Raw genomic sequence first — 18,056 nt, 5'->3', positions numbered from 1 at the left:
ACGGCATGCCTTCCATCGACGCATCCACCGGCAATGCCTTGCCGTCAGCGGCTGTCACTGGCGCCGAGGTCGGGCCGAGCAGTTTTGCGTGAGCGCCTTCGGCTTCCAGCGCTTTCTTCATCGCATCGATGGCCGCAGCATCAACTCCGTTGGCCGCGAGAATCGCCACCTTGCGCGTCTTGATATTGCCCGGCAGCAGGTTGGCCTGGCTCAACGCTGGCGATTGCTCCAGCGAGGTCTTGCGCACTTCGACCGTGCCTTTGGCTGGCGCCGGCAAGCCGAGGTTTTCCGCCACGCGTTTGGCCAGGGTCAGGTCGATATTGGCGAGGATTTCGTTCACTTCACGGGCACGGATGAACTCACGCTCGACCTTGCCCAGCTCGAAGCTGTAGGCAGCGATGATGTGCTCTTTCTCGTGCTCGCTCATGCTGTTGAAGAACAAGCGGGCCTGGGAGAAGTGATCGCTGAACGATTCGCTGCGCTGACGGATCTTCGCTGCGTCGATGCGCTCCGGGTAGCTCTCGAAACCACCGTCCTGTGCCGCTGGCGGGGTTTCTTTTGGCCAGCCGCCGTCGATCGAGTTCGGCTCGTACGAGGCACGACCCTTATCGATGGTGGTGCGGTGCTGCGCGTCACGCTGGCCGTTGTGGAACGGCGCCACCGGACGGTTGATCGGCAGCTCATGGAAGTTCGGCCCGCCGAGTCGGCTGATCTGCGTGTCGGTGTAGGAGAACAGTCGACCTTGCAGCAGCGGGTCATTGGAAAAGTCGATGCCTGGCACGATGTGGCCAGGGCAGAAAGCGACCTGCTCGGTTTCCGCGAAGAAGTTGTCCGGGTTGCGGTTCAGGGTCATTTTGCCCAGCGGCGTAATCGGAACGATTTCCTCGGGGATGATCTTGGTCGGGTCGAGGATGTCGAAGTCGAAGTCGTGTTCGTTCTCTTCTTCGACGATCTGCACGCCCAGCTCCCATTCCGGGTAGTCGCCCATCTCGATCGCTTCCCACAGGTCGCGACGATGGTAGTCGGTGTCTTTACCGGCGAGCTTCTGCGCCTCGTCCCACACCAGCGAGCAGGTGCCGGCGGTAGGGCGCCAGTGGAATTTGACGAAGCGTGATTTGCCCTCGGCGTTGATCAGGCGGAAGGTGTGCACACCGAAGCCCTGCATGCTGCGCAGGCTTTTCGGGATGGCCCGGTCGGACATCGCCCAGATGACCATGTGCGCCGATTCCGGCACCAGCGAGACGAAGTCCCAGAACGTATCGTGAGCCGAGCCGCCGGTGGGGATTTCGTTGTGCGGCTCGGGCTTCACCGCGTGGACGAAGTCCGGGAACTTGATCGCGTCCTGAATGAAGAACACCGGCATGTTGTTGCCGACCAGATCGAAGTTGCCTTCATCAGTGAAGAATTTCACCGCAAAGCCGCGCACGTCACGCACGGTATCGCCGGAACCCCGTGGCCCCTGCACCGTGGAAAAGCGCACGAACACTGGGGTTTTCTTGCCCGGATCCTGTAGGAAACCGGCCTTGGTCAGCGCTGCATGGTTCTCGTAGGTCTGAAAGAAACCGTGCGCGCCGGTACCGCGCGCATGGACGATACGCTCCGGAATGCGCTCATGGTCAAAGTGCGTGATCTTTTCACGCATGATGAAATCTTCCAGCAGCGACGGCCCGCGCGGCCCGGCTTTGAGGGTGTTCTGGTTGTCGGCGATCTTCACGCCCTGATTGGTGCGCAGTGCCTGACCGGTGGCGTCGGAACGGAATTCTTCCAGGCTGTCGAGCTTGGCGTTGGTGTTGGCGCGATCCGGGGTGTCGGTTCCGGCCATCTCGCTTTTATCGGGTGCAGGCTTTTTGATGCTCATCAGACGTAAACTCCTCGTTTGGCCCCGGATGCCTTCCGCAGACCCTTGAGTGATTCCCGGGCACGGCACCCAGGGTTTCAAGTCGCTTACTTAGTGACTGATGAGCGTTTCAGCCGTTCCGTTTATCTGACCTTTGATCGCGTTATTGCCAAATTGAAGGTTAATTGCGAAATAAATGCTAAGAACCTCTATACGGACAGGCTAAAATGCGCGCCCGGCTAACCGCTGATCCTTTTCCAACGCGCCCCACAAGGTTCGCTACGTGATCGAGTTTCAAAACGTCCACAAGACTTACCGCGTCGCCGGTAAGGATATTCCCGCGCTGCACCCGACCAGTCTCGCCATCGAGAACGGCCAGGTGTTCGGCCTGATTGGCCATTCCGGTGCGGGCAAAAGTACCCTGCTGCGGCTGATCAATCGCCTGGAAGATTCCAGTGGCGGCAAGATCATCGTCGACGGCGAAGAAGTCACCGCACTGGATGCCAACGGCCTGCGCCGTTTCCGCCAGCAGGTCGGGATGATCTTCCAGCACTTCAACCTGCTCGCCTCCAAGACTGTCGCCGATAACGTCGCCTTGCCGCTGACCCTGGCCGGTGAGTTGTCGAGCAGTGAAATCAATCAACGCGTGGCCGAGCTGCTGGCGCGGGTCGGTCTGTCCGACCACGCGAAAAAGTACCCGGCGCAATTGTCCGGCGGTCAGAAGCAACGCGTCGGCATTGCCCGTGCGCTGGCGACCAAGCCGAAAATTCTGCTGTGCGACGAGGCCACCAGCGCCCTCGACCCGCAGACCACGGCATCGGTCCTGCAACTGCTGGCGGAAATCAATCGCGAACTGAAACTGACCATCGTCCTGATCACCCACGAGATGGACGTGATCCGTCGCGTCTGCGATCAGGTCGCGGTGATGGACGCTGGCGTGATCGTCGAGCAGGGTCCGGTGGCCGATGTGTTCCTGCATCCGCAGCACCCGACCACCAAGCGTTTCGTCCAGGAAAGCGAGCAGATCGACGAGAGCGAGCAGCGTGACGACTTCGCCCATGTGCCCGGGCGCATCGTGCGTCTGACCTTTCAGGGCGAGGCGACCTACGCGCCGTTGCTCGGCACCGTCGCGCGGGAAACTGGCGTCGACTACAGCATCCTTGCCGGTCGCATCGACCGCATCAAAGACATTCCGTACGGGCAACTGACCCTCGCTGTCACCGGTGGCGACATGGAGGCGGCGTTTGCCCGCTTCACCGCCGCTGACGTTCACATGGAGGTGTTGCGCTAATGGCTGACCTGATGAGTTTCTTCGCCAATATCGACTGGTACGAAATCTGGCTGGCGACTGGCGACACCATGCTGATGCTCGGCGGTTCGCTGCTGTTCACCGTGCTGCTCGGCCTGCCGCTGGGCGTGCTGCTGTTTCTCTGCAGCCCGCGTCAGTTGCTGGAAAACCGTGGCCTCTACGCCGTGCTGTCGCTGGTGGTGAACATTTTGCGTTCGCTGCCGTTCATCATTCTGCTGATCGTGATGATCCCGTTCACCGTGCTGATCACCGGCACCTCGCTGGGTGTGGCCGGGGCGATCCCGCCGCTGGTGGTGGGCGCCACGCCGTTCTTCGCGCGTCTGGTGGAAACCGCGCTGCGCGAAGTCGATCGCGGCATCATCGAAGCGACCCAGTCGATGGGCGCGACCACGCGGCAGATCATCATGAACGCCTTGCTGCCGGAAGCCCGTCCGGGCATCTTCGCAGCGATTACGGTGACAGCGATTACACTGGTGTCCTACACGGCGATGGCCGGTGTGGTCGGCGCCGGTGGTCTGGGCGACCTGGCGATCCGTTTCGGCTACCAGCGTTTCCAGACCGACGTGATGATCGTCACCGTGGTGCTGCTGTTGATTCTGGTGCAAGTGCTGCAAATGGTTGGCGACCGTCTGGTCGTGCATTTCTCGCGCAAATAAGCGGTTTTTTAATCAAGAGGCGCGGGCCATTCGCTGGCGGGCGCCCTCACAAGGAGTTAGCTGAATGAAAAAACTGATCGCTGCTTTCGCCGCTGTTGCGGCGTTTTCGGCCCACGCCGAGACCCTGACCGTTGCCGCCACCCCGGTGCCGCACGCGGAAATCCTCGAATTCGTCAAACCGGCCCTGGCCAAGGAAGGCGTGGATCTGAAGGTCAAGGTCTTCACCGACTACATTCAGCCGAACGTACAGGTCGCGGAAAAGCGTCTGGACGCCAACTTCTTCCAGCACCAGCCGTACCTCGATGAGTTCAACAAGGCCAAGGGCACCAGCCTCGTCGCCGTGACCGGCGTGCACCTGGAGCCGCTGGGTGCTTATTCGAGCAAGCTCAAGGATCTGAAGGACCTGCCCGGTGGTGCCAACGTGGTGATCCCGAACGACGCCACCAACGGCGGCCGTGCGCTGTTGCTGCTGGACAAGGCTGGCGTGATCAAGCTCAAGGATTCGAAAAACATCCTGTCGACCGTCAAAGACATCGCCGAGAATCCGAAAGACCTGAAGATCCGTGAACTGGAAGCCGCGACCATCCCGCGCGTTCTGACTCAGGTCGATCTGGCGCTGATCAACACCAACTACGCGCTGGAAGCCAAGCTTGATCCGTCCAAGGATGCGCTGGTGATCGAAGGCAACGACTCGCCATACGTAAACATCCTCGTGTCCCGCGCGGACAACAAGGACAGCGACGCGATGAAGAAACTGGCGGCTGCGCTGCACAGCCCGGAAGTGAAGCAGTTCATTACCGAGAAGTACAAAGGCGCGGTGTTGCCGGCGTTCTGATTAAGGTTGCTGCAATGAAAAAGGGGACGCCAATGGCGTCCCCTTTTTTGTCTCTGGTGCCTGGCTTGCGACCTGCCTTGAAGCTTCCCCTCACCCCAGCCCTCTCCCGAGGGAGAGGGGGCCGACCTTCAAGCTTTTCGAGCCTGAGATCGACTCACAATTGCAGGTCGGTGCAATTCGAATAAACACCTCGGTCAGTCCCCTCTCCCTCTGGGAGAGGGTTAGGGTGAGGGGCTTTTTAGCTTTTGAACTGTCAATTGCGCTCAAGCATCGCCGGCAACTGCGCCACCAGCTTGGCATTGTTCAACGGCGCGCGAATAAACCCGCGCTGCGTGCCGTCCGGGCCGATCACCGCAAGGTTGCCGCTGTGGTCCACGGTGTAATTCGGCTTGCTGGTATCGGCGGGAATGAACGGAATGCTCACCGCGTTCGCCACCTTCTGCAGCTCCTCGATCGACGTGGGCGTCAGGCCAATGAACTGCGGATCGAAGTAGCCGAGGTACTGCTTCAACTGCTTCGGCGTGTCGCGGTTGGGGTCAACGCTGACCAGCACGATCTGCAATTTATCCACAGCCTCTTTCGGCAATTCACTCTTGATCTGCCGCAGTTGCGCCAGGGTGGTCGGGCAGATGTCCGGGCAGAAGGTGTAGCCGAAGAACAACAGACTCCACTTGCCTTTCAGCTCATCGATGGCAACCGGTTTGCCGTCCTGATCGGTCATGGTCACGTCCGGCAGGTTGCGGCTCTGCGGCAGCAGGATGATCCCGGCGTCGATCAGCGCAGTCGGATCGCCCTGGCCTTTGCCGTTCAGCACTTTATTCACGGTAAGCCCGAGGATCAGCGCGATCACGGCGACGAGGATGAAGACGGTTTTCTGGGTTCGGGTCATAGGTTCAACAGTAAGTAGTGGTCTACGAGCAGGGCGATGAACAACAGGAACAAGTAATAAATAGAGTACTTGAAGGTGTTGATCGCCGCGTGCGGCCGAGTGCCACGGTACAGCACCACGGCCCATTGCAGAAACCTCGCGCCCAACGCCAGCGCACAGACCAGATACAGCACGCCGCTCATGTGAATCACGTAGGGCAAGAGGCTCACTGCCAGCAACGCAAAGGTGTACAGCAGAATGTGCACTTTGGTGTAGTGCTCGCCATGGGTCACCGGCAGCATCGGAATGTCGGCCTTGGCGTATTCCTCCTTGCGATGAATCGCCAGCGCCCAGAAGTGCGGCGGGGTCCAGGCGAAGATGATCAGCACCAGCAACAGCGGTTCGGCGCTGACATGGCCGGTGGCGGCGGTCCAGCCCAGCAGCGGCGGCGCGGCACCAGCGAGGCCGCCGATGACGATGTTCTGCGGCGTCGCGCGTTTGAGGAAACCGGTGTAGATCACGGCGTAACCGAGCAGTGAAGCGAGAGTCAGCCAAGCGGTCAGCTGATTGGTGAAGGTCAGCAGCAGCGCCTGGCCGAGCAATGCCAGCACCAAGGCGAAGGTCAGCGCCGCCGCAGGTGAAACCCGGCCTTCGGCCAGCGGCCGTTTGTGCGTGCGCGCCATTACCGCATCAATGCGCCGATCGACCACGTGATTGACCGCCGCTGCACCGCCGGCGCACAAGGCAATGCCCAGATTGCCAAACACCAGCACTGTCCACGGCACGCCGGCGCGGGTAGCGAGGAACATGCCGACCAGCGAGGTGATCAGCATCAGCACCACGACTTTCGGTTTGGTCAGCTCCAGATAATCGCGCCACAGCGCTTGCGCTGCACGCTGGCCGATCAGACTCGCCATGGCGTTTCTCCTTTCAATGCGATGGGCGCGACGACAGGTTTGTGCGCACTCAGGCGCCAGCGCGCCAGCACCGGTTGGCTCACCCGCAGCAGGCTGGTGCGCGCGTGATAATTGACCAGCACCAGCGTCAGTAACAGCGCCGCACCGCCGGCGTTATGGGCGACGGCCACTGGCAGCGGTAGATGAAACAGCACGTTGCTGATGCCGAGGGTGATCTGCGCGGCAAGGGCGATCAGCACCAGCCCGGCCAGACGCGTCATGCCCACCACTTTCAACTGCCACGCCAGACCGAGCAGTACGACCGTCACCAGCAAAGCGCCGATGCGGTGTGTCAGATGAATGGCCGTGCGCGCATCGCTATCGAGTTGTCCGCCGAGATAATTCGGGCCGATGTGCTGGGTCAGGTGAAAGCCATTGGCGAAGTCCGCCTGCGGCAGCCATTGGCCGTGGCAGGTGGGGAAGTCGATGCAGGCCACCGCTGCGTAGTTGGAACTTACCCAGCCGCCCAAGGCGATTTGGCCGATCACCAGCAGCAGCCCCGCCGTCGCCCAGTATTGCAGGCGCTTGGGTACGGTCAGCGCCGGCAGCACGCCGGACAACCTCAGCGTCAGTAGGAACAGCAGACTCAACGTGGCAAAGCCGCCGAGCAAATGCCCGGTGACCACTTGCGGCCAGAGCTTGAGCGTCACCGTCCACATACCGAACGCCGCTTGGGCGATGACCACCGCCAGCAGAAACAGCGGCAGTTTCACCGGCTGGCCCGGATGGCGCCGGTTGGCCCAGGCGCGCCCGGCCAGCACTGAAATCAGCAAACCCAGAGTGCCGGCGAAGTAGCGGTGGATCATCTCGTTCCAGCCCTTGTGCGCCTCCACTGGCGCGTCAGGGAAATGCAGTTCGGCATGGGCCAGTTGCGCCTCGCTTTTCGGCACGCTGATAAAGCCGTAGCAGCCTGGCCAGTCCGGGCAGCCGAGGCCGGCGTGGGTCAGGCGCGTATAGGCGCCGAGCAACACCACAATCAGTGCCAGCAGGGTGGCAAACAGCGCGAGGCGAAATCCAGGTTTGGCCATGACGATGCCCTCATCCGATGTTCGACAGTTTCAGCAGATGCCGCAGGTCGTTAAGCAGATCCTTGCCCTTCACATTCGGCTCGTAACGCAGCACCAGATTGCCGTGCGGGTCGACGATCCACAGCTGCGGCACAGCTTTATCGCCGGTGGTCCTGGCGAACACCCCGGCATCCAGCGGATAGCGCTGCAACTGCGGATATTCGCGGTCGAGTTTGGCGGCGTAATCAGCGCTCAGTGGTTGCGCGGCGGCGAGGGCGTGGCTGGCGCGCCCGGCTTCACGGCCGAGGCTGATCTGGATCTGCCGCGCCAGATAAACCAGTTGCTGGCAATCGACGGCGCAGTCCTTTGGCGCTGTGACCAGAATCTGCCAGCGCTGCTCATCGGCCTGCACGCCGAGGTCGGCGCGGGTCTGGCCGTTGCCGATCAGCTCGCCGTGGTAGCTGCGTCCTTCCGGCACCCAGAACTGCAATTTGTACATGCCGGTGGCGAGCAGCATCGGCCCGACCACGCCAAGCACGATCAGCAACAATTGAATGCGCCCGCGCCGGCGGCTCGGAACGGGTTTGGCCTCAGACATGCTGGGTGGATTCATGACGCTTCCCATGGCGTTTCTCCTTTGCGTGGTGCCAGCCGAAATAGAGGTAAAGACCGAGCAGGGCCGTGGCCATGGCGAACCATTGCACGGCGTAGCCGAGGTGTTTTTCCGGGCCCATCGCGACTACCGGCCAATCGGTCTGATAGCTGGCGGGGCCGGGTTCGGCGCGTAACTCGTAGGCGAAGCCGTCGCGCTCCAGGGTTTGCCACAATTTGCCCGGCTCGACGGCGGTAATGGTTTGCGGCCAGACATGGCTGACCGGATCGGCGTGCAACTGGAACGTTGCGCCGGGGGCGACATAGACCCAGGCGTCGAGCGTCAGCGCCTCGGCCGGTGTCGTGAATTGCGGCGGCACGCGCCGATCGGGCCATGGCAGCCAGCCGCGATTGACCAGCAGCCAGAGGCCGCTGCGTTGGTCCTGGAACGGTTGCAGCAATTCGACGCCGACCTTGCCGCCACGCTGGCGGTTGTCCAGCAACAGCGTGTGGGCGGGGTCGAACTGGCCGTGCAGGCGCACGCGGCGGTAAGCCGGGTCGGCGCTGCCGAGCAACTCGCTGCTGGCCAGCGGTTCGGCCACCCGACGTTCGGCATAGCTGGCCAGCAGCGCGGTTTTCTCCGCGCCCCGGCCCAGTTGCCAGAAGCCCAGCGCAACCATCAGCGGCAGCAACAGCGCCACCACGACAGTGGGAATCACGCCCGGGCGAAAGCGCTTCATGGGCGCGCCATAAAGTCAGTCATCGCGATCGCTATACTCAAGTGCATCGCCTGTCCCCCGGAGTCTTGCCATGTTCAAAGCAGCGATCGTCCTGATGCTGATTGCCACGGTCGTCAGCCTGTTCAGCGGCCTGTTTTTCCTGGTCAAGGACGACAGCAGCTCCAATCGGCTGGTCATCGCCTTGAGTGTTCGGGTGGCACTGGCCGTGGTCACCGTCGGCCTGATGGCCTGGGGTTTCTACAGCGGCCAGTTGGTGTCCCATGCGCCGTGGTAGCGCCAGCAGTCAGAGGACGTAAACGAAGAAGAACAAACCGATCCACACCACGTCGACGAAGTGCCAATACCAGCTCGCCGCTTCGAAACCGAACTGGTGCTCGTTGTCGAAATGGCCTTTCATGATGCGCATCAGCATCACGAACAGGATGATCGTGCCGATGGTCACGTGGGCGCCGTGGAAGCCGGTAAGCATGAAGAATGTCGCGCCGTAGATGCCCGAGCCGAGGGTCAGCCCCAGCTCTTGGTAGGCATGGATGTATTCCTCGGCCTGGAAACCGAGGAACGCGATGCCCAGCAGTACGGTGATCGCCAGCCACAGTTTCAGTGCGCCGCGATGGCCTTTCTTCAGCGCATGGTGGGCGATGGTGATGGTCACGCTGGAGCTGACCAGCAGGATCGTGTTGAGCAGCGGCAGGCCCCAAGGACTGATGACATCCTTGGGCGGTGGGAACAGTTTCGGGTCGGGGTTGTTCAGCAACGGCCAGACATATTCGAAGTTCGGCCAGAGCATTTCCGACAGGCCCTTGCTGCCTTCGCCGGCCAGCCCGGGTGCGGACACGACGCGGATATAGAACAGCGCGCCGAAGAAGGCGACGAAAAACATCACCTCGGAAAAGATGAACCAGCTCATGCCCCAGCGGAACGAACGGTCCAGCTGCGGGCTGTACAGCCCCGCGCGACTTTCCTTGATCACCGCACCGAACCAGCCGAACAGCATGTACGCCAACAGCAGGCCGCCGACGAAAAAGATCAGTGGGCCGTGGGAATCCGGGCGTGCGGCCTTGAGATCGTTGAACCAGGTGGCGAGGCCGTACACGGTGACGAACATCCCAAGCGTGGCGATGATCGGCCATTTGCTCTGGGCCGGGACGTAATAATGCTCATGAGTTGCCATTTATTGTTCTCCTTATCGGCCACGCTCAACCGCCAGTGTTAACAGCCACCGGCGGATGTCGGGCGGTGATATCGAACAGCGTGTAGGACAGCGTCAGGTGCTTCACTTCCTTGGGCATGTCGCGGTCAACGATGAAACGCACCGGCATCTCGATCTGTTCACCGGGCTGCAGCACCTGCTGGGTAAAACAAAAGCATTCGGTCTTGTGGAAAAACGCCGCGGCGTTGCTCGGCGCGATGCTCGGCACCGCTTGCGCGCTCATCGGTTTGTCGGTGGGATTGCGCGCGATGAAGACCATCTCGTTCACCGCGCCGGGATTGGCGGTCAGCTCGTCGTGTTTCGGGTAAAAGTCCCACGGCATGTCGGCGGTGTTGGTCGAGAGAAACTGCACGCGCACCTGGCGCGAGGTGTCGACCACTTGCTCGCCCGCATACTGGCCGCCGGTCTTTCCGTTGATGCCGAAGGCTTTGCACATCACGTCATAGATCGGCACCAGGGCGAAACCGAAGACGAACATCGCCACTACCACCAGCAGCAGGCGGGTGACAAGTTTCTTCAGCGAGATCGAGTCAGCCATGATTCATGCCTCCCCGGTGATCACCTTTGCCCGGCAATACCTGTGTGGTGAGGGGATTTATCCCCGTTGGGCTGCGAAGCGGCCCTGAATCCAGCGCACACGGTCTACCTGATGAATTTCGATTGCAGGTTTTGGGGCTGCTGCGCAGCCCAACGGGGATAAATCCCCTCCCCACAAGGGATCTGTGTACATCCACAGGAGATCTGTGAGCATCCACTGGGGATCTGTGCCTCTGCACACATTGCAAAAAACAGCAGGTGTTCATTTCACTTCCGGCGGCGTGGTGAAGGTGTGATACGGCGCTGGCGACGGCACGCTCCACTCCAGCCCTTCGGCACCGTCCCACGGTTTCGCCGGGGCCGGTGCGCCGCCACGGATGGTCTTGATGACGATGAACAGGAAGAAAATCTGCGTGGCGCCGAACATGAATGCGCCGATCGACGAGACCATGTTGAAATCGGCGAACTGCAGGTTGTAGTCCGGAATCCGTCGCGGCATCCCCGCAAGACCGACGAAGTGCATCGGGAAGAAGGTCAGGTTCATGCCCACAAACGACAGCCAGAAGTGCAGCTTGCCGAGGGTTTCGTCGTACATGTGCCCGGTCCACTTCGGCAGCCAGTAATAGGCCGAGGCGAAGATGCCGAAGATCGCCCCCGGCACCAGCACATAGTGGAAGTGCGCGACGACAAAGTAGGTGTCCTGATACTGGAAGTCCGCTGGGGCGATCGCCAGCATCAGCCCGGAGAAACCGCCAATGGAGAACAGGATGACGAACGCCACGGCAAACAGCATCGGTGTCTCGAAGGTCATCGAGCCTTGCCACATGGTGCTCGCCCAGTTGAACACTTTCACACCCGTCGGCACGGCGATCAGCATGGTCGCGTACATGAAGAACAATTCGCCCACCAGCGGAATGCCGACCACGAACATGTGGTGCGCCCAGACAATGAACGACAGGAACGCGATGCTCGCCGTGGCGTAGACCATCGAGGTGTAGCCGAACAGCGGCTTGCGCGCGAAGGTCGGGATGATCTGGCTGACCGCGCCGAACGCCGGCAGGATCATGATGTACACCTCGGGGTGGCCGAAGAACCAGAACACATGCTGGAACAGCACCGGGTCACCGCCGCCGGCAGCACTGAAGAAACTGGTGCCGAAGTGAATATCCATGAGCATCATCGTCACGCAGCCGGCCAGCACCGGCATTACTGCGATCAGCAGAAACGCGGTGATTAGCCAGGTCCAGACGAACAGCGGCATTTTCATCAGGGTCATGCCGGGCGCGCGCAGGTTGAGGATGGTCGCGACCACGTTGATCGCGCCCATGATCGAACTGATGCCCATCAAGTGGATGGCGAAGATGAAGAACGTCACGCTTTCCGGCGCGTAGGTCGTCGACAGCGGCGCATAAAAGGTCCAGCCGAAATTTGGCCCGCCACCCGGGGTGAACAGCGTCGAGACCAGCAGCAGAAACGCCGCCGGCAACAGCCAGAAGCTGAAGTTGTTCATCCGTGGCAGGGCCATGTCCGGCGCGCCGACCATCAGCGGAATCATCCAGTTGGCGAGGCCGACGAATGCCGGCATCACCGCGCCGAACACCATGACCAGACCGTGCATGGTGGTCATCTGGTTGAAGAATTCCGGCTGCACGATCTGCAGGCCGGGCTGGAACAGCTCGGCGCGAATGACCATGGCGAACGAGCCGCCGAGCAGGAACATGCAGAAGGCAAACCACAGGTACAGCGTGCCGATGTCCTTGTGGTTGGTGGTCAGCACCCAGCGCATCAGGCCTTTGGCGGGGCCGTGGGCGTGGTCGGCGTGACCGTGGTCATCGATGACAGCGCTCATGGCCGGTCTCCTTCACGAAAGTGGACGGGGCAGGCCGGGGCGCGCTGCCCCGACCGGTTCACTGAATACGCAATTGACCGGCTCATTTGCTTTCCGCCTGTTTCAGCTCCAGCACTTCTTTTGGCGTGACCATGTCGCCCTTGTTGTTGCCCCAGGCGTTACGTTCGTAAGTCACGACCGCTGCGATATCGACTTCTGACAGCTGTTTGCCGAACGCCGCCATGGCGGTGCCGGGTTTGCCGTGGTAGACGATGCTCAGGTGATCCTTGATCGGCCCGGTGGCGATTTTCGAGCCCTTGAGCGCCGGGAACATCGGCGGCAGGCCTTGGCCTTCGGCCTGGTGACAGGCCACGCAAGTGGTGTGGTAAACCTTGTCGCCGCGCTCCTTGAGCTCGTCGAGGGTCCATTCCTTGCTGGTCAGTTCTTTGAGTTGCGCGGCCTCGGCCTTGCGCTCGGCGAGCCATTTTTCGTAGTCGGCCTGTTCCTTGACCTCGACCACGATCGGCATGAAGCCGTGGTCCTTGCCGCACAATTCGGCGCACTGGCCACGGTAGAGGCCAGGCTTGTCGATGCGCGTCCAGGCCTCATTGACGAACCCGGGAATCGCATCGCGCTTGACCGCAAACGCCGGCACCCACCATGAGTGAATGACGTCAGCCGAGGTCACCAGAAAGCGCACCTTGGCGCCGATCGGCAGCACCAGCGGCTTGTCGACTTCGAGCAGGTAGTGCTCGCCCTTGGCTTCTTTGTTGTGAATCTGTTCGGCGGGGGTGGCCAGGTTGCTGAAGAACTCGACGTCCTGGCCCAGGTATTTGTAATGCCACTTCCACTGATAGCCGGTGATCTGGATATCGATGTCCGGCTCGCTGGTGTCGTACATCTTGATCAGCGTCGCGGTGGCCGGCACGGCCATGGCCACCAGGATCAGCAGCGGCACGATGGTCCACATGATCTCGACGCCGGTGCTTTCGTGGAATTTGGCCGCGACCTGGCCGGTAGAGCGGCGGTGCACCATCATCGACCAGAACATGGCGCCGAAGACGATGATCCCGATCACCACACAGATCCAGAAAATGGTCATGTGCAGGTCGAATACTGCGTGACTGATTTCAGTCGCTCCAGGCGCCATATTCACAGTCCATGCCGCGTTGGCCGGGCTGAAAATCGACCACAACAGGAGGCCCATCCAGACATGTGGATGTCGCATCATTGCGGGTTCCCCTTATCGTTCTTGTTATCCCGCCGGCGTATCGCCTGCGGCAAGGGAGCGGCTGCATCAGACTACGAACTTGAATCGCCGGGCCTTGCTGCGGGTGCAGTCGGGCGTCATCAGCTAACTCCATTCATTGGCGAGTATAGACAGCGCCCGGGAATTGCAACCTGAGCGCGTAAATGAGCTGAGACACCCGGCGCTTGCGTTCAAGTGCCCGAATGGAGAAGGATGCAGACGAGTGGTGGCGAATGGATATAACGCAGCTGCATCAAGGATGAAATAATTATGACAAATGCGTCTTAGCGTTTTTCGTAAGCCAGCTAAGTTATGTCTTCCCTATTTCATTGCCTTGTTTCCTGGAGTTTTCATGAACACCGCCGCATTGCGCGAGCAGATCCAAAAAGCCCAACAGCACGAAAAAGACACCGGCCTGCTGACCCGTCAGCTGGAAAGCAAGCTGCCTCACCTGCACCCGGCGATCCAGTTGCCGGAAGCCGACGCCCAGGGCGTGCTGACGCGTTTTGTCGCCGCCTACATCGATGAAGTACCGGACCTGCTGGATGCAGCCAATGAAGTCGCCAGGGAAGCGGGAATCGAATCGCAGATCAAACCGGTGCTGAAAATCGCCGAGCAGTATTTCCTCCAGCCGCCGGCGATAATGGCCGGGCATGTCGGCCTGGACAGTCTGCTCGACGAGGCCTATCTGGCACACCGCTTTGTCGAAGAGGTCAACGACCTGTACATCAAGCATTTCGGCCAGCCATTGATCCCCTTGGACATGACGGTCGCCAACCTGATTGCTCACCAATTGATCGGTGAGGAATTCGCCAACCAACTGGACGAAGCGGTGCATCACGCGATCGACGAGATGCTCAACGAGGAAAGTTTTGCCCTGGAATCGGTAGAAGCCTACCGCGAAAAACTCAGCAGTCCGGACACGGGCGCGGCGTGGAAACGCTGGCCGTGCATGGGCCGCCGGTTGGGGGTGGGTCTGGAACTCGACCAGCCTGCTGCATAACCCTCATACACCCTAGATGCAATGTGGGAGCGAGCCTGCTCGCGAATGCGGTCGATCATTCAACATCTCTGTTGGCTGATGTTCCGTTTTCGCGAGCAAGCTCGCTCCCACAGGGTTTGTGCTCAGGCAGGAAGATCTAGCCAGCCGCACCAATCCCGGTATTGGTCCGCACCCGGCCTTCCAGCCGTCGCTTCAACCCACGCGATTCGATCAACAGCTTCGAACCCTTCGCCGCATTCGCCCGGCCCCATTCCTCAAGCAACTCCAGACACGAATGGTCGATGTAGCTGAGGTTGTTCAGCGGCACATGTACCGTCGTACCGTGGGGAATGCTGCCCAGCACTTGAGTCAGCGCCGGCACTTTGAGGAACGTCGCTGCACCAACCAGACGCAGTTCCATCTCGCCGTCCTGCGGCAAGTCGATCAGGCTGATCTTCAGGCGCGAAGCCTTGAATGCCAGCTTCAACATCGTCAGACCGAAGCCGATCAGCACACCGGTGAGCAGGTCAGTGAAGATGATCGCCAACGCTGTAGCGGCGTAGGTGAACATCGGCATCCGCCCGTACCGACCCAGACCACGGAAAGCTTTCAGGTCGACCAGTTTGAAGCCGGTATACACCAGCACCCCCGCCAGACTCGCCACCGGAATGCTTTGCAGCACGCTCGACAGCAACAGCACGAATGCCAGCAGCCACAGGCCATGGAAAATCGTCGAGTAGCGTGTGGTCGCACCAGCCTGGACGTTGGCCGAACTGCGCACGATCACCCCGGTCATCGGCAGCGCGCCGACCAGACCGCAGAGCATGTTGCCGACACCTTGCGCCGACAGTTCACGATCGAAGTCCGAACGCACGCCGCTGTGCATGCGATCCACCGCTGCCGCCGACAACAGGGTTTCGGCACTGGCGATAAACGCCACGGCGAACGCGGCTATCAGCAGCGTCGGGTCGGCCAGATTCATCAGGTCGGCCGGCTTGAGCCAATCGATCGCCTCGGCCAGGTTCGCCGGTACCTCGACGCGCTTGACCTGCAACGCCAGCATCAGGCTCGCCACCGTCGCCAGACCCACACCGAGCAATGCGCCGGGAATGAAGCGCAGCGAATGCGGGCGGAATTTTTCCCACAGCCACATCACCGCAATCGTCGACAAGCCGAGCAGACCCGCCTGCCAGCCGAACGACGGCAAGGCTTGCGCTACGGCCGCCGGGAACGCCGTGAGGTTGTCGAGCCCGGAAGGCTGCGGCTTGGCATCGAGCATCACATGGATTTGCGAGAGCACAATCAACACGCCAATGCCTGCGAGCATGCCGTAGACCACCGCTGGCGCCGTGACGCGAAACCAGCAGCCAAGCTTCAGCCGCCCGGCGACCAGTTGCAGAAATCCGGCGAGCAGCAGGATCGGCCCGAGCATCTCGACGCCATGCTGGCGCACCAGCTCGAAAACCAGCACCGCCAGACCCGCCGCCGGACCGCTGACCTGCAACGGCGAGCCCGCCAGCCAACCGACCACCAGACCGCCGATGATGCCGGTGATCAGACCCTTGGCCGGCGGCAGCCCTGAGGCAATCGCGATGCCCATGCACAGCGGCAGGGCGACCAGAAACACAACCACGGAGGCGAGCAGCTCCCGTGGCAACACAGCTTTCAATTGAGCCGCACGCATGGCGATTCTCCCGAAGTTTTCTTCAGGCGTGGCGAGGCCGGACCGCTGAATCAGCGGCCGGCGTCATACCACACAGATTGTTGGGAAGATTTAGAAGCGCGCTTTGGGCGTCGCCACAGGAATCGGATGGCTGCCGTCGAGAGGCAGGAAACGACCCTGGTCCGCGTCGTAAGCTTTGATTTCGCTGGTTTCGATGTTGTAGACCCAGCCATGGATGAACAGATGACCGTTCGCCATGCGCGAGGCTACCGAAGGATGGGTACGCAAGTGCTGCAGTTGGGCGATGACGTTTTCCTCGGTGAGGATCGGCATGCTGTCTTTTTCGTCGGTGCAGTTGCAGTTGTCGTGCACCATGGTTTTCGCGACTTCAGCGTGGCGCAGCCAGGCTTTGACCGTCGGCATTTTTTCCAGGCTGTCGGGGTTGAGTACCGCGCGCATGGCGCCGCAATCGGAGTGGCCGCAAATGATGATGTGCTGCACGCCCAGCGCCAGTACCGCGTATTCGATCGCGGTGGAGACGCCGCCGTTCATCTGACCGTAGGGCGGCACCACGTTGCCGACGTTACGGGTGACGAACAGATCGCCCGGCGAGCTTTGGGTGATCAGTTCGGGAACGATGCGCGAGTCGGCGCAGGTGATGAACATCGCCTTGGGCGCCTGAGCGGTGGCGAGCTTCTTGAACAGTTCTTCCTGCTGCGGAAAAACGTCATGGTGAAAGCGTAAAAAGCCATCAACGATCTGTCGCAGTGCTGCATCGGCGGATTGTGCTTCAGGGCTTTGCGCCGAGGCAGCCAACGACTGTTTATCCTTGTCACTCATGATTCATCCTCTTGTGCGGATTCAGGGAGTCTTCCCCGGTATTCCGGTATGAAGCCAGTGGCTGTTTAAACCATCCGGGTCATCCCGACCCGTCAGTCACTCGATGAACAAGGTAGCCGCCGAAACTTAACTGAAACTGAATCAAACGCTCTAGAACGTGTGTTCCAGGTCACAAAAAACGTGACCGGCGTGTTTCGGCGGAAGGATTCCAACCCGTCAACCCAAAGCCAATTGTCGCTAAATCAACGACATCTGGCGACCCGGCGGACAGAAGGCCGAGCAGTCGAGGTTATAGCCCTCGCGTTTGTTCAGGCCAAGCTTTTTGATGGCCTTGGCAAATCTTTGTGCGAGCAGGTCGGCAAACGGCCCTTCACCGCGCATCCGCGCGCCGAATCGACTGTCGTAGAGTTCACCGCCGCGACTCTGGCGGATCAGGCTCAGCACATGGGCGGCACGTTGCGGATAGTGCGCCTGCAACCACTCCTCGAACAGCGGCGCCACTTCCAGCGGCAGGCGCAGCATCATGTAGGCAGCGCTTTGTGCACCGGCGGCGTAGGCCTCGGTGAGCAGGCTTTCGATTTCGCTGTCATTGATCATCGGAATCATCGGCGAACACAGCACGCCCACTGGAATGCCTGCTTCACGCATGACCCGGATCGCGCGCAGGCGTGCCTTGGGCGCAGCTGCGCGCGGTTCGAGGATGCGTTTGAGTTCATCATCCAGCGTGGTCAGGCTGATCATCACCGTTACCAGCCGTTGCTGCGCCAGCTCCGTGAGCAAATCGAGATCGCGCAGAATCAGCGAACCTTTGGTGACGATGGTCACCGGGTGGCGATAGCGCAGCAGCACTTCCAGGGTCTGACGGGTGATTTTGTATTCGCGCTCGATGGGCTGATACGGGTCGGTATTGGAGCCGAGATTGATCGGCGCACATTGATAGCCGGGTTT

At 60.8% G+C, this 18,056-nt stretch carries 18 protein-coding genes; 5 read left to right on the top strand and 13 right to left on the bottom strand.

What is annotated here, in order from left to right; genetic code table 11:
* The coding region (katE, locus tag OQK_RS10445) for a catalase HPII (protein ID WP_038860829.1) at window positions 1-1,858 on the bottom strand (1,858 nt) is incomplete at its 3' end.
* 262 nt (window positions 1,859-2,120) lie between these two features.
* Here katE and OQK_RS10440 point away from each other — a divergent pair.
* From OQK_RS10440 to OQK_RS10430, 3 genes are all read left to right on the top strand, one after another.
* Window positions 2,121-3,128 carry a methionine ABC transporter ATP-binding protein gene (locus tag OQK_RS10440; RefSeq protein ID WP_016772338.1) on the top strand — a complete coding sequence of 336 codons (1,008 nt, stop codon included), beginning with the start codon at window positions 2,121-2,123 and terminating at the stop codon, window positions 3,126-3,128.
* A complete protein-coding gene (locus OQK_RS10435; RefSeq protein WP_016772337.1) occupies window positions 3,128-3,802 on the top strand; it encodes a methionine ABC transporter permease in 675 nt (224 codons plus the stop codon). Before OQK_RS10440 ends, OQK_RS10435 begins: the two co-directional genes overlap by 1 nt.
* Window positions 3,803-3,866: 64 nt before the next feature.
* Window positions 3,867-4,637 carry a MetQ/NlpA family ABC transporter substrate-binding protein gene (locus OQK_RS10430; protein ID WP_016772336.1) on the top strand — a complete coding sequence of 257 codons (771 nt, stop codon included), beginning with the start codon at window positions 3,867-3,869 and terminating at the stop codon, window positions 4,635-4,637.
* A 253-nt stretch (window positions 4,638-4,890) separates the two neighbouring features.
* Here OQK_RS10430 and OQK_RS10425 read toward each other — a convergent pair whose 3' ends face one another.
* From OQK_RS10425 to OQK_RS10405, 5 genes are read right to left on the bottom strand one after another with little or no spacing between them, the layout of a single operon-like run.
* Window positions 4,891-5,526, bottom strand: a complete 636-nt coding sequence (locus tag OQK_RS10425; protein ID WP_016772335.1) for an SCO family protein — start codon at window positions 5,524-5,526, stop codon at window positions 4,891-4,893.
* Entirely contained in the window at window positions 5,523-6,422 is a 900-nt protein-coding gene (gene cyoE / locus OQK_RS10420; RefSeq protein WP_016772334.1) for a heme o synthase, read from the bottom strand. Before cyoE ends, OQK_RS10425 begins: the two co-directional genes overlap by 4 nt.
* Window positions 6,410-7,489, bottom strand: a complete 1,080-nt coding sequence (locus tag OQK_RS10415; protein WP_016772333.1) for a COX15/CtaA family protein — start codon at window positions 7,487-7,489, stop codon at window positions 6,410-6,412. The genes cyoE and OQK_RS10415 overlap by 13 nt, the downstream gene beginning before the upstream one ends.
* Before the next feature lie 10 nt (window positions 7,490-7,499).
* Complete coding sequence (locus OQK_RS10410) at window positions 7,500-8,093, bottom strand: hypothetical protein (protein WP_038861173.1); 594 nt, start codon at window positions 8,091-8,093, stop codon at window positions 7,500-7,502.
* Window positions 8,059-8,799 carry an SURF1 family protein gene (locus OQK_RS10405; RefSeq protein ID WP_016772331.1) on the bottom strand — a complete coding sequence of 247 codons (741 nt, stop codon included), beginning with the start codon at window positions 8,797-8,799 and terminating at the stop codon, window positions 8,059-8,061. The genes OQK_RS10410 and OQK_RS10405 overlap by 35 nt, the downstream gene beginning before the upstream one ends.
* 70 nt (window positions 8,800-8,869) lie before the next feature.
* Here OQK_RS10405 and OQK_RS10400 point away from each other — a divergent pair, with 70 nt between their 5' ends.
* Entirely contained in the window at window positions 8,870-9,073 is a 204-nt protein-coding gene (locus tag OQK_RS10400; RefSeq protein WP_016772330.1) for a twin transmembrane helix small protein, read from the top strand.
* A 9-nt stretch (window positions 9,074-9,082) separates the two neighbouring features.
* Here the strand turns inward: OQK_RS10400 and OQK_RS10395 are convergent, their stop codons facing one another.
* The 4 genes from OQK_RS10395 to coxB all read right to left on the bottom strand — a co-directional run bounded on the left by OQK_RS10395 (window position 9,083) and on the right by coxB (window position 13,605).
* Window positions 9,083-9,970, bottom strand: coding sequence for a cytochrome c oxidase subunit 3 (locus tag OQK_RS10395; protein ID WP_016772329.1), 888 nt, complete (start codon window positions 9,968-9,970; stop codon window positions 9,083-9,085).
* Between the two features lie 25 nt (window positions 9,971-9,995).
* Entirely contained in the window at window positions 9,996-10,547 is a 552-nt protein-coding gene (locus tag OQK_RS10390) for a cytochrome c oxidase assembly protein (RefSeq protein WP_016772328.1), read from the bottom strand.
* A gap of 261 nt (window positions 10,548-10,808) precedes the next feature.
* Window positions 10,809-12,395 carry a cytochrome c oxidase subunit I gene (ctaD, locus tag OQK_RS10385; protein WP_016772327.1) on the bottom strand — a complete coding sequence of 529 codons (1,587 nt, stop codon included), beginning with the start codon at window positions 12,393-12,395 and terminating at the stop codon, window positions 10,809-10,811.
* An 82-nt stretch (window positions 12,396-12,477) separates the two neighbouring features.
* Window positions 12,478-13,605 (bottom strand): cytochrome c oxidase subunit II, encoded by a 1,128-nt coding sequence (gene coxB / locus OQK_RS10380; protein WP_016772326.1) that lies wholly within the window; start codon window positions 13,603-13,605, stop codon window positions 12,478-12,480.
* Between the two features lie 370 nt (window positions 13,606-13,975).
* Here coxB and OQK_RS10375 point away from each other — a divergent pair, with 370 nt between their 5' ends.
* A complete protein-coding gene (locus tag OQK_RS10375) occupies window positions 13,976-14,626 on the top strand; it encodes a hypothetical protein (protein WP_016772325.1) in 651 nt (216 codons plus the stop codon).
* 136 nt (window positions 14,627-14,762) lie between these two features.
* Here OQK_RS10375 and OQK_RS10370 read toward each other — a convergent pair whose 3' ends face one another.
* The 3 genes from OQK_RS10370 to OQK_RS10360 all read right to left on the bottom strand — a co-directional run.
* Window positions 14,763-16,289, bottom strand: a complete 1,527-nt coding sequence (locus tag OQK_RS10370) for a SulP family inorganic anion transporter (RefSeq protein ID WP_016772324.1) — start codon at window positions 16,287-16,289, stop codon at window positions 14,763-14,765.
* 90 nt (window positions 16,290-16,379) lie between these two features.
* Window positions 16,380-17,108: a carbonic anhydrase gene (locus OQK_RS10365; protein WP_016772323.1), complete on the bottom strand. Its 729-nt coding sequence runs from the start codon at window positions 17,106-17,108 to the stop codon at window positions 16,380-16,382.
* Window positions 17,109-17,345: 237 nt separating this feature from the next.
* Window positions 17,346-18,056, bottom strand: a 711-nt coding sequence (locus OQK_RS10360; RefSeq protein ID WP_016772322.1) for a radical SAM protein, incomplete at its 5' end; no start/stop codon positions are given.

Source organism: Pseudomonas sp. R62 (genome assembly GCF_000257605.1).
GTDB classification, from domain to species: Bacteria; Pseudomonadota; Gammaproteobacteria; order Pseudomonadales; family Pseudomonadaceae; genus Aquipseudomonas; species Aquipseudomonas atacamensis.
This window is presented reverse-complemented; position numbering and strand designations above follow the sequence as displayed.

Excerpts from the sequence above, each read along its gene's own strand:
- OQK_RS10435 (WP_016772337.1), top strand. The coding sequence starts at position 3,128 with ATGGCTGACCTGATGAGTTTCTTCGCCAATATCGACTGGTACGAAATC.
- OQK_RS10430 (WP_016772336.1), top strand. The coding sequence starts at position 3,867 with ATGAAAAAACTGATCGCTGCTTTCGCCGCTGTTGCGGCGTTTTCGGCC.
- OQK_RS10425 (WP_016772335.1), bottom strand. The coding sequence starts at position 5,526 with ATGACCCGAACCCAGAAAACCGTCTTCATCCTCGTCGCCGTGATCGCG.
- cyoE (WP_016772334.1), bottom strand. The coding sequence starts at position 6,422 with ATGGCGAGTCTGATCGGCCAGCGTGCAGCGCAAGCGCTGTGGCGCGAT.
- OQK_RS10415 (WP_016772333.1), bottom strand. The coding sequence starts at position 7,489 with ATGGCCAAACCTGGATTTCGCCTCGCGCTGTTTGCCACCCTGCTGGCA.
- OQK_RS10410 (WP_038861173.1), bottom strand. The coding sequence starts at position 8,093 with ATGGGAAGCGTCATGAATCCACCCAGCATGTCTGAGGCCAAACCCGTT.
- OQK_RS10405 (WP_016772331.1), bottom strand. The coding sequence starts at position 8,799 with ATGAAGCGCTTTCGCCCGGGCGTGATTCCCACTGTCGTGGTGGCGCTG.
- OQK_RS10400 (WP_016772330.1), top strand. The coding sequence starts at position 8,870 with ATGTTCAAAGCAGCGATCGTCCTGATGCTGATTGCCACGGTCGTCAGC.
- OQK_RS10395 (WP_016772329.1), bottom strand. The coding sequence starts at position 9,970 with ATGGCAACTCATGAGCATTATTACGTCCCGGCCCAGAGCAAATGGCCG.
- OQK_RS10390 (WP_016772328.1), bottom strand. The coding sequence starts at position 10,547 with ATGGCTGACTCGATCTCGCTGAAGAAACTTGTCACCCGCCTGCTGCTG.
- ctaD (WP_016772327.1), bottom strand. The coding sequence starts at position 12,395 with ATGAGCGCTGTCATCGATGACCACGGTCACGCCGACCACGCCCACGGC.
- coxB (WP_016772326.1), bottom strand. The coding sequence starts at position 13,605 with ATGATGCGACATCCACATGTCTGGATGGGCCTCCTGTTGTGGTCGATT.
- OQK_RS10375 (WP_016772325.1), top strand. The coding sequence starts at position 13,976 with ATGAACACCGCCGCATTGCGCGAGCAGATCCAAAAAGCCCAACAGCAC.
- OQK_RS10370 (WP_016772324.1), bottom strand. The coding sequence starts at position 16,289 with ATGCGTGCGGCTCAATTGAAAGCTGTGTTGCCACGGGAGCTGCTCGCC.
- OQK_RS10365 (WP_016772323.1), bottom strand. The coding sequence starts at position 17,108 with ATGAGTGACAAGGATAAACAGTCGTTGGCTGCCTCGGCGCAAAGCCCT.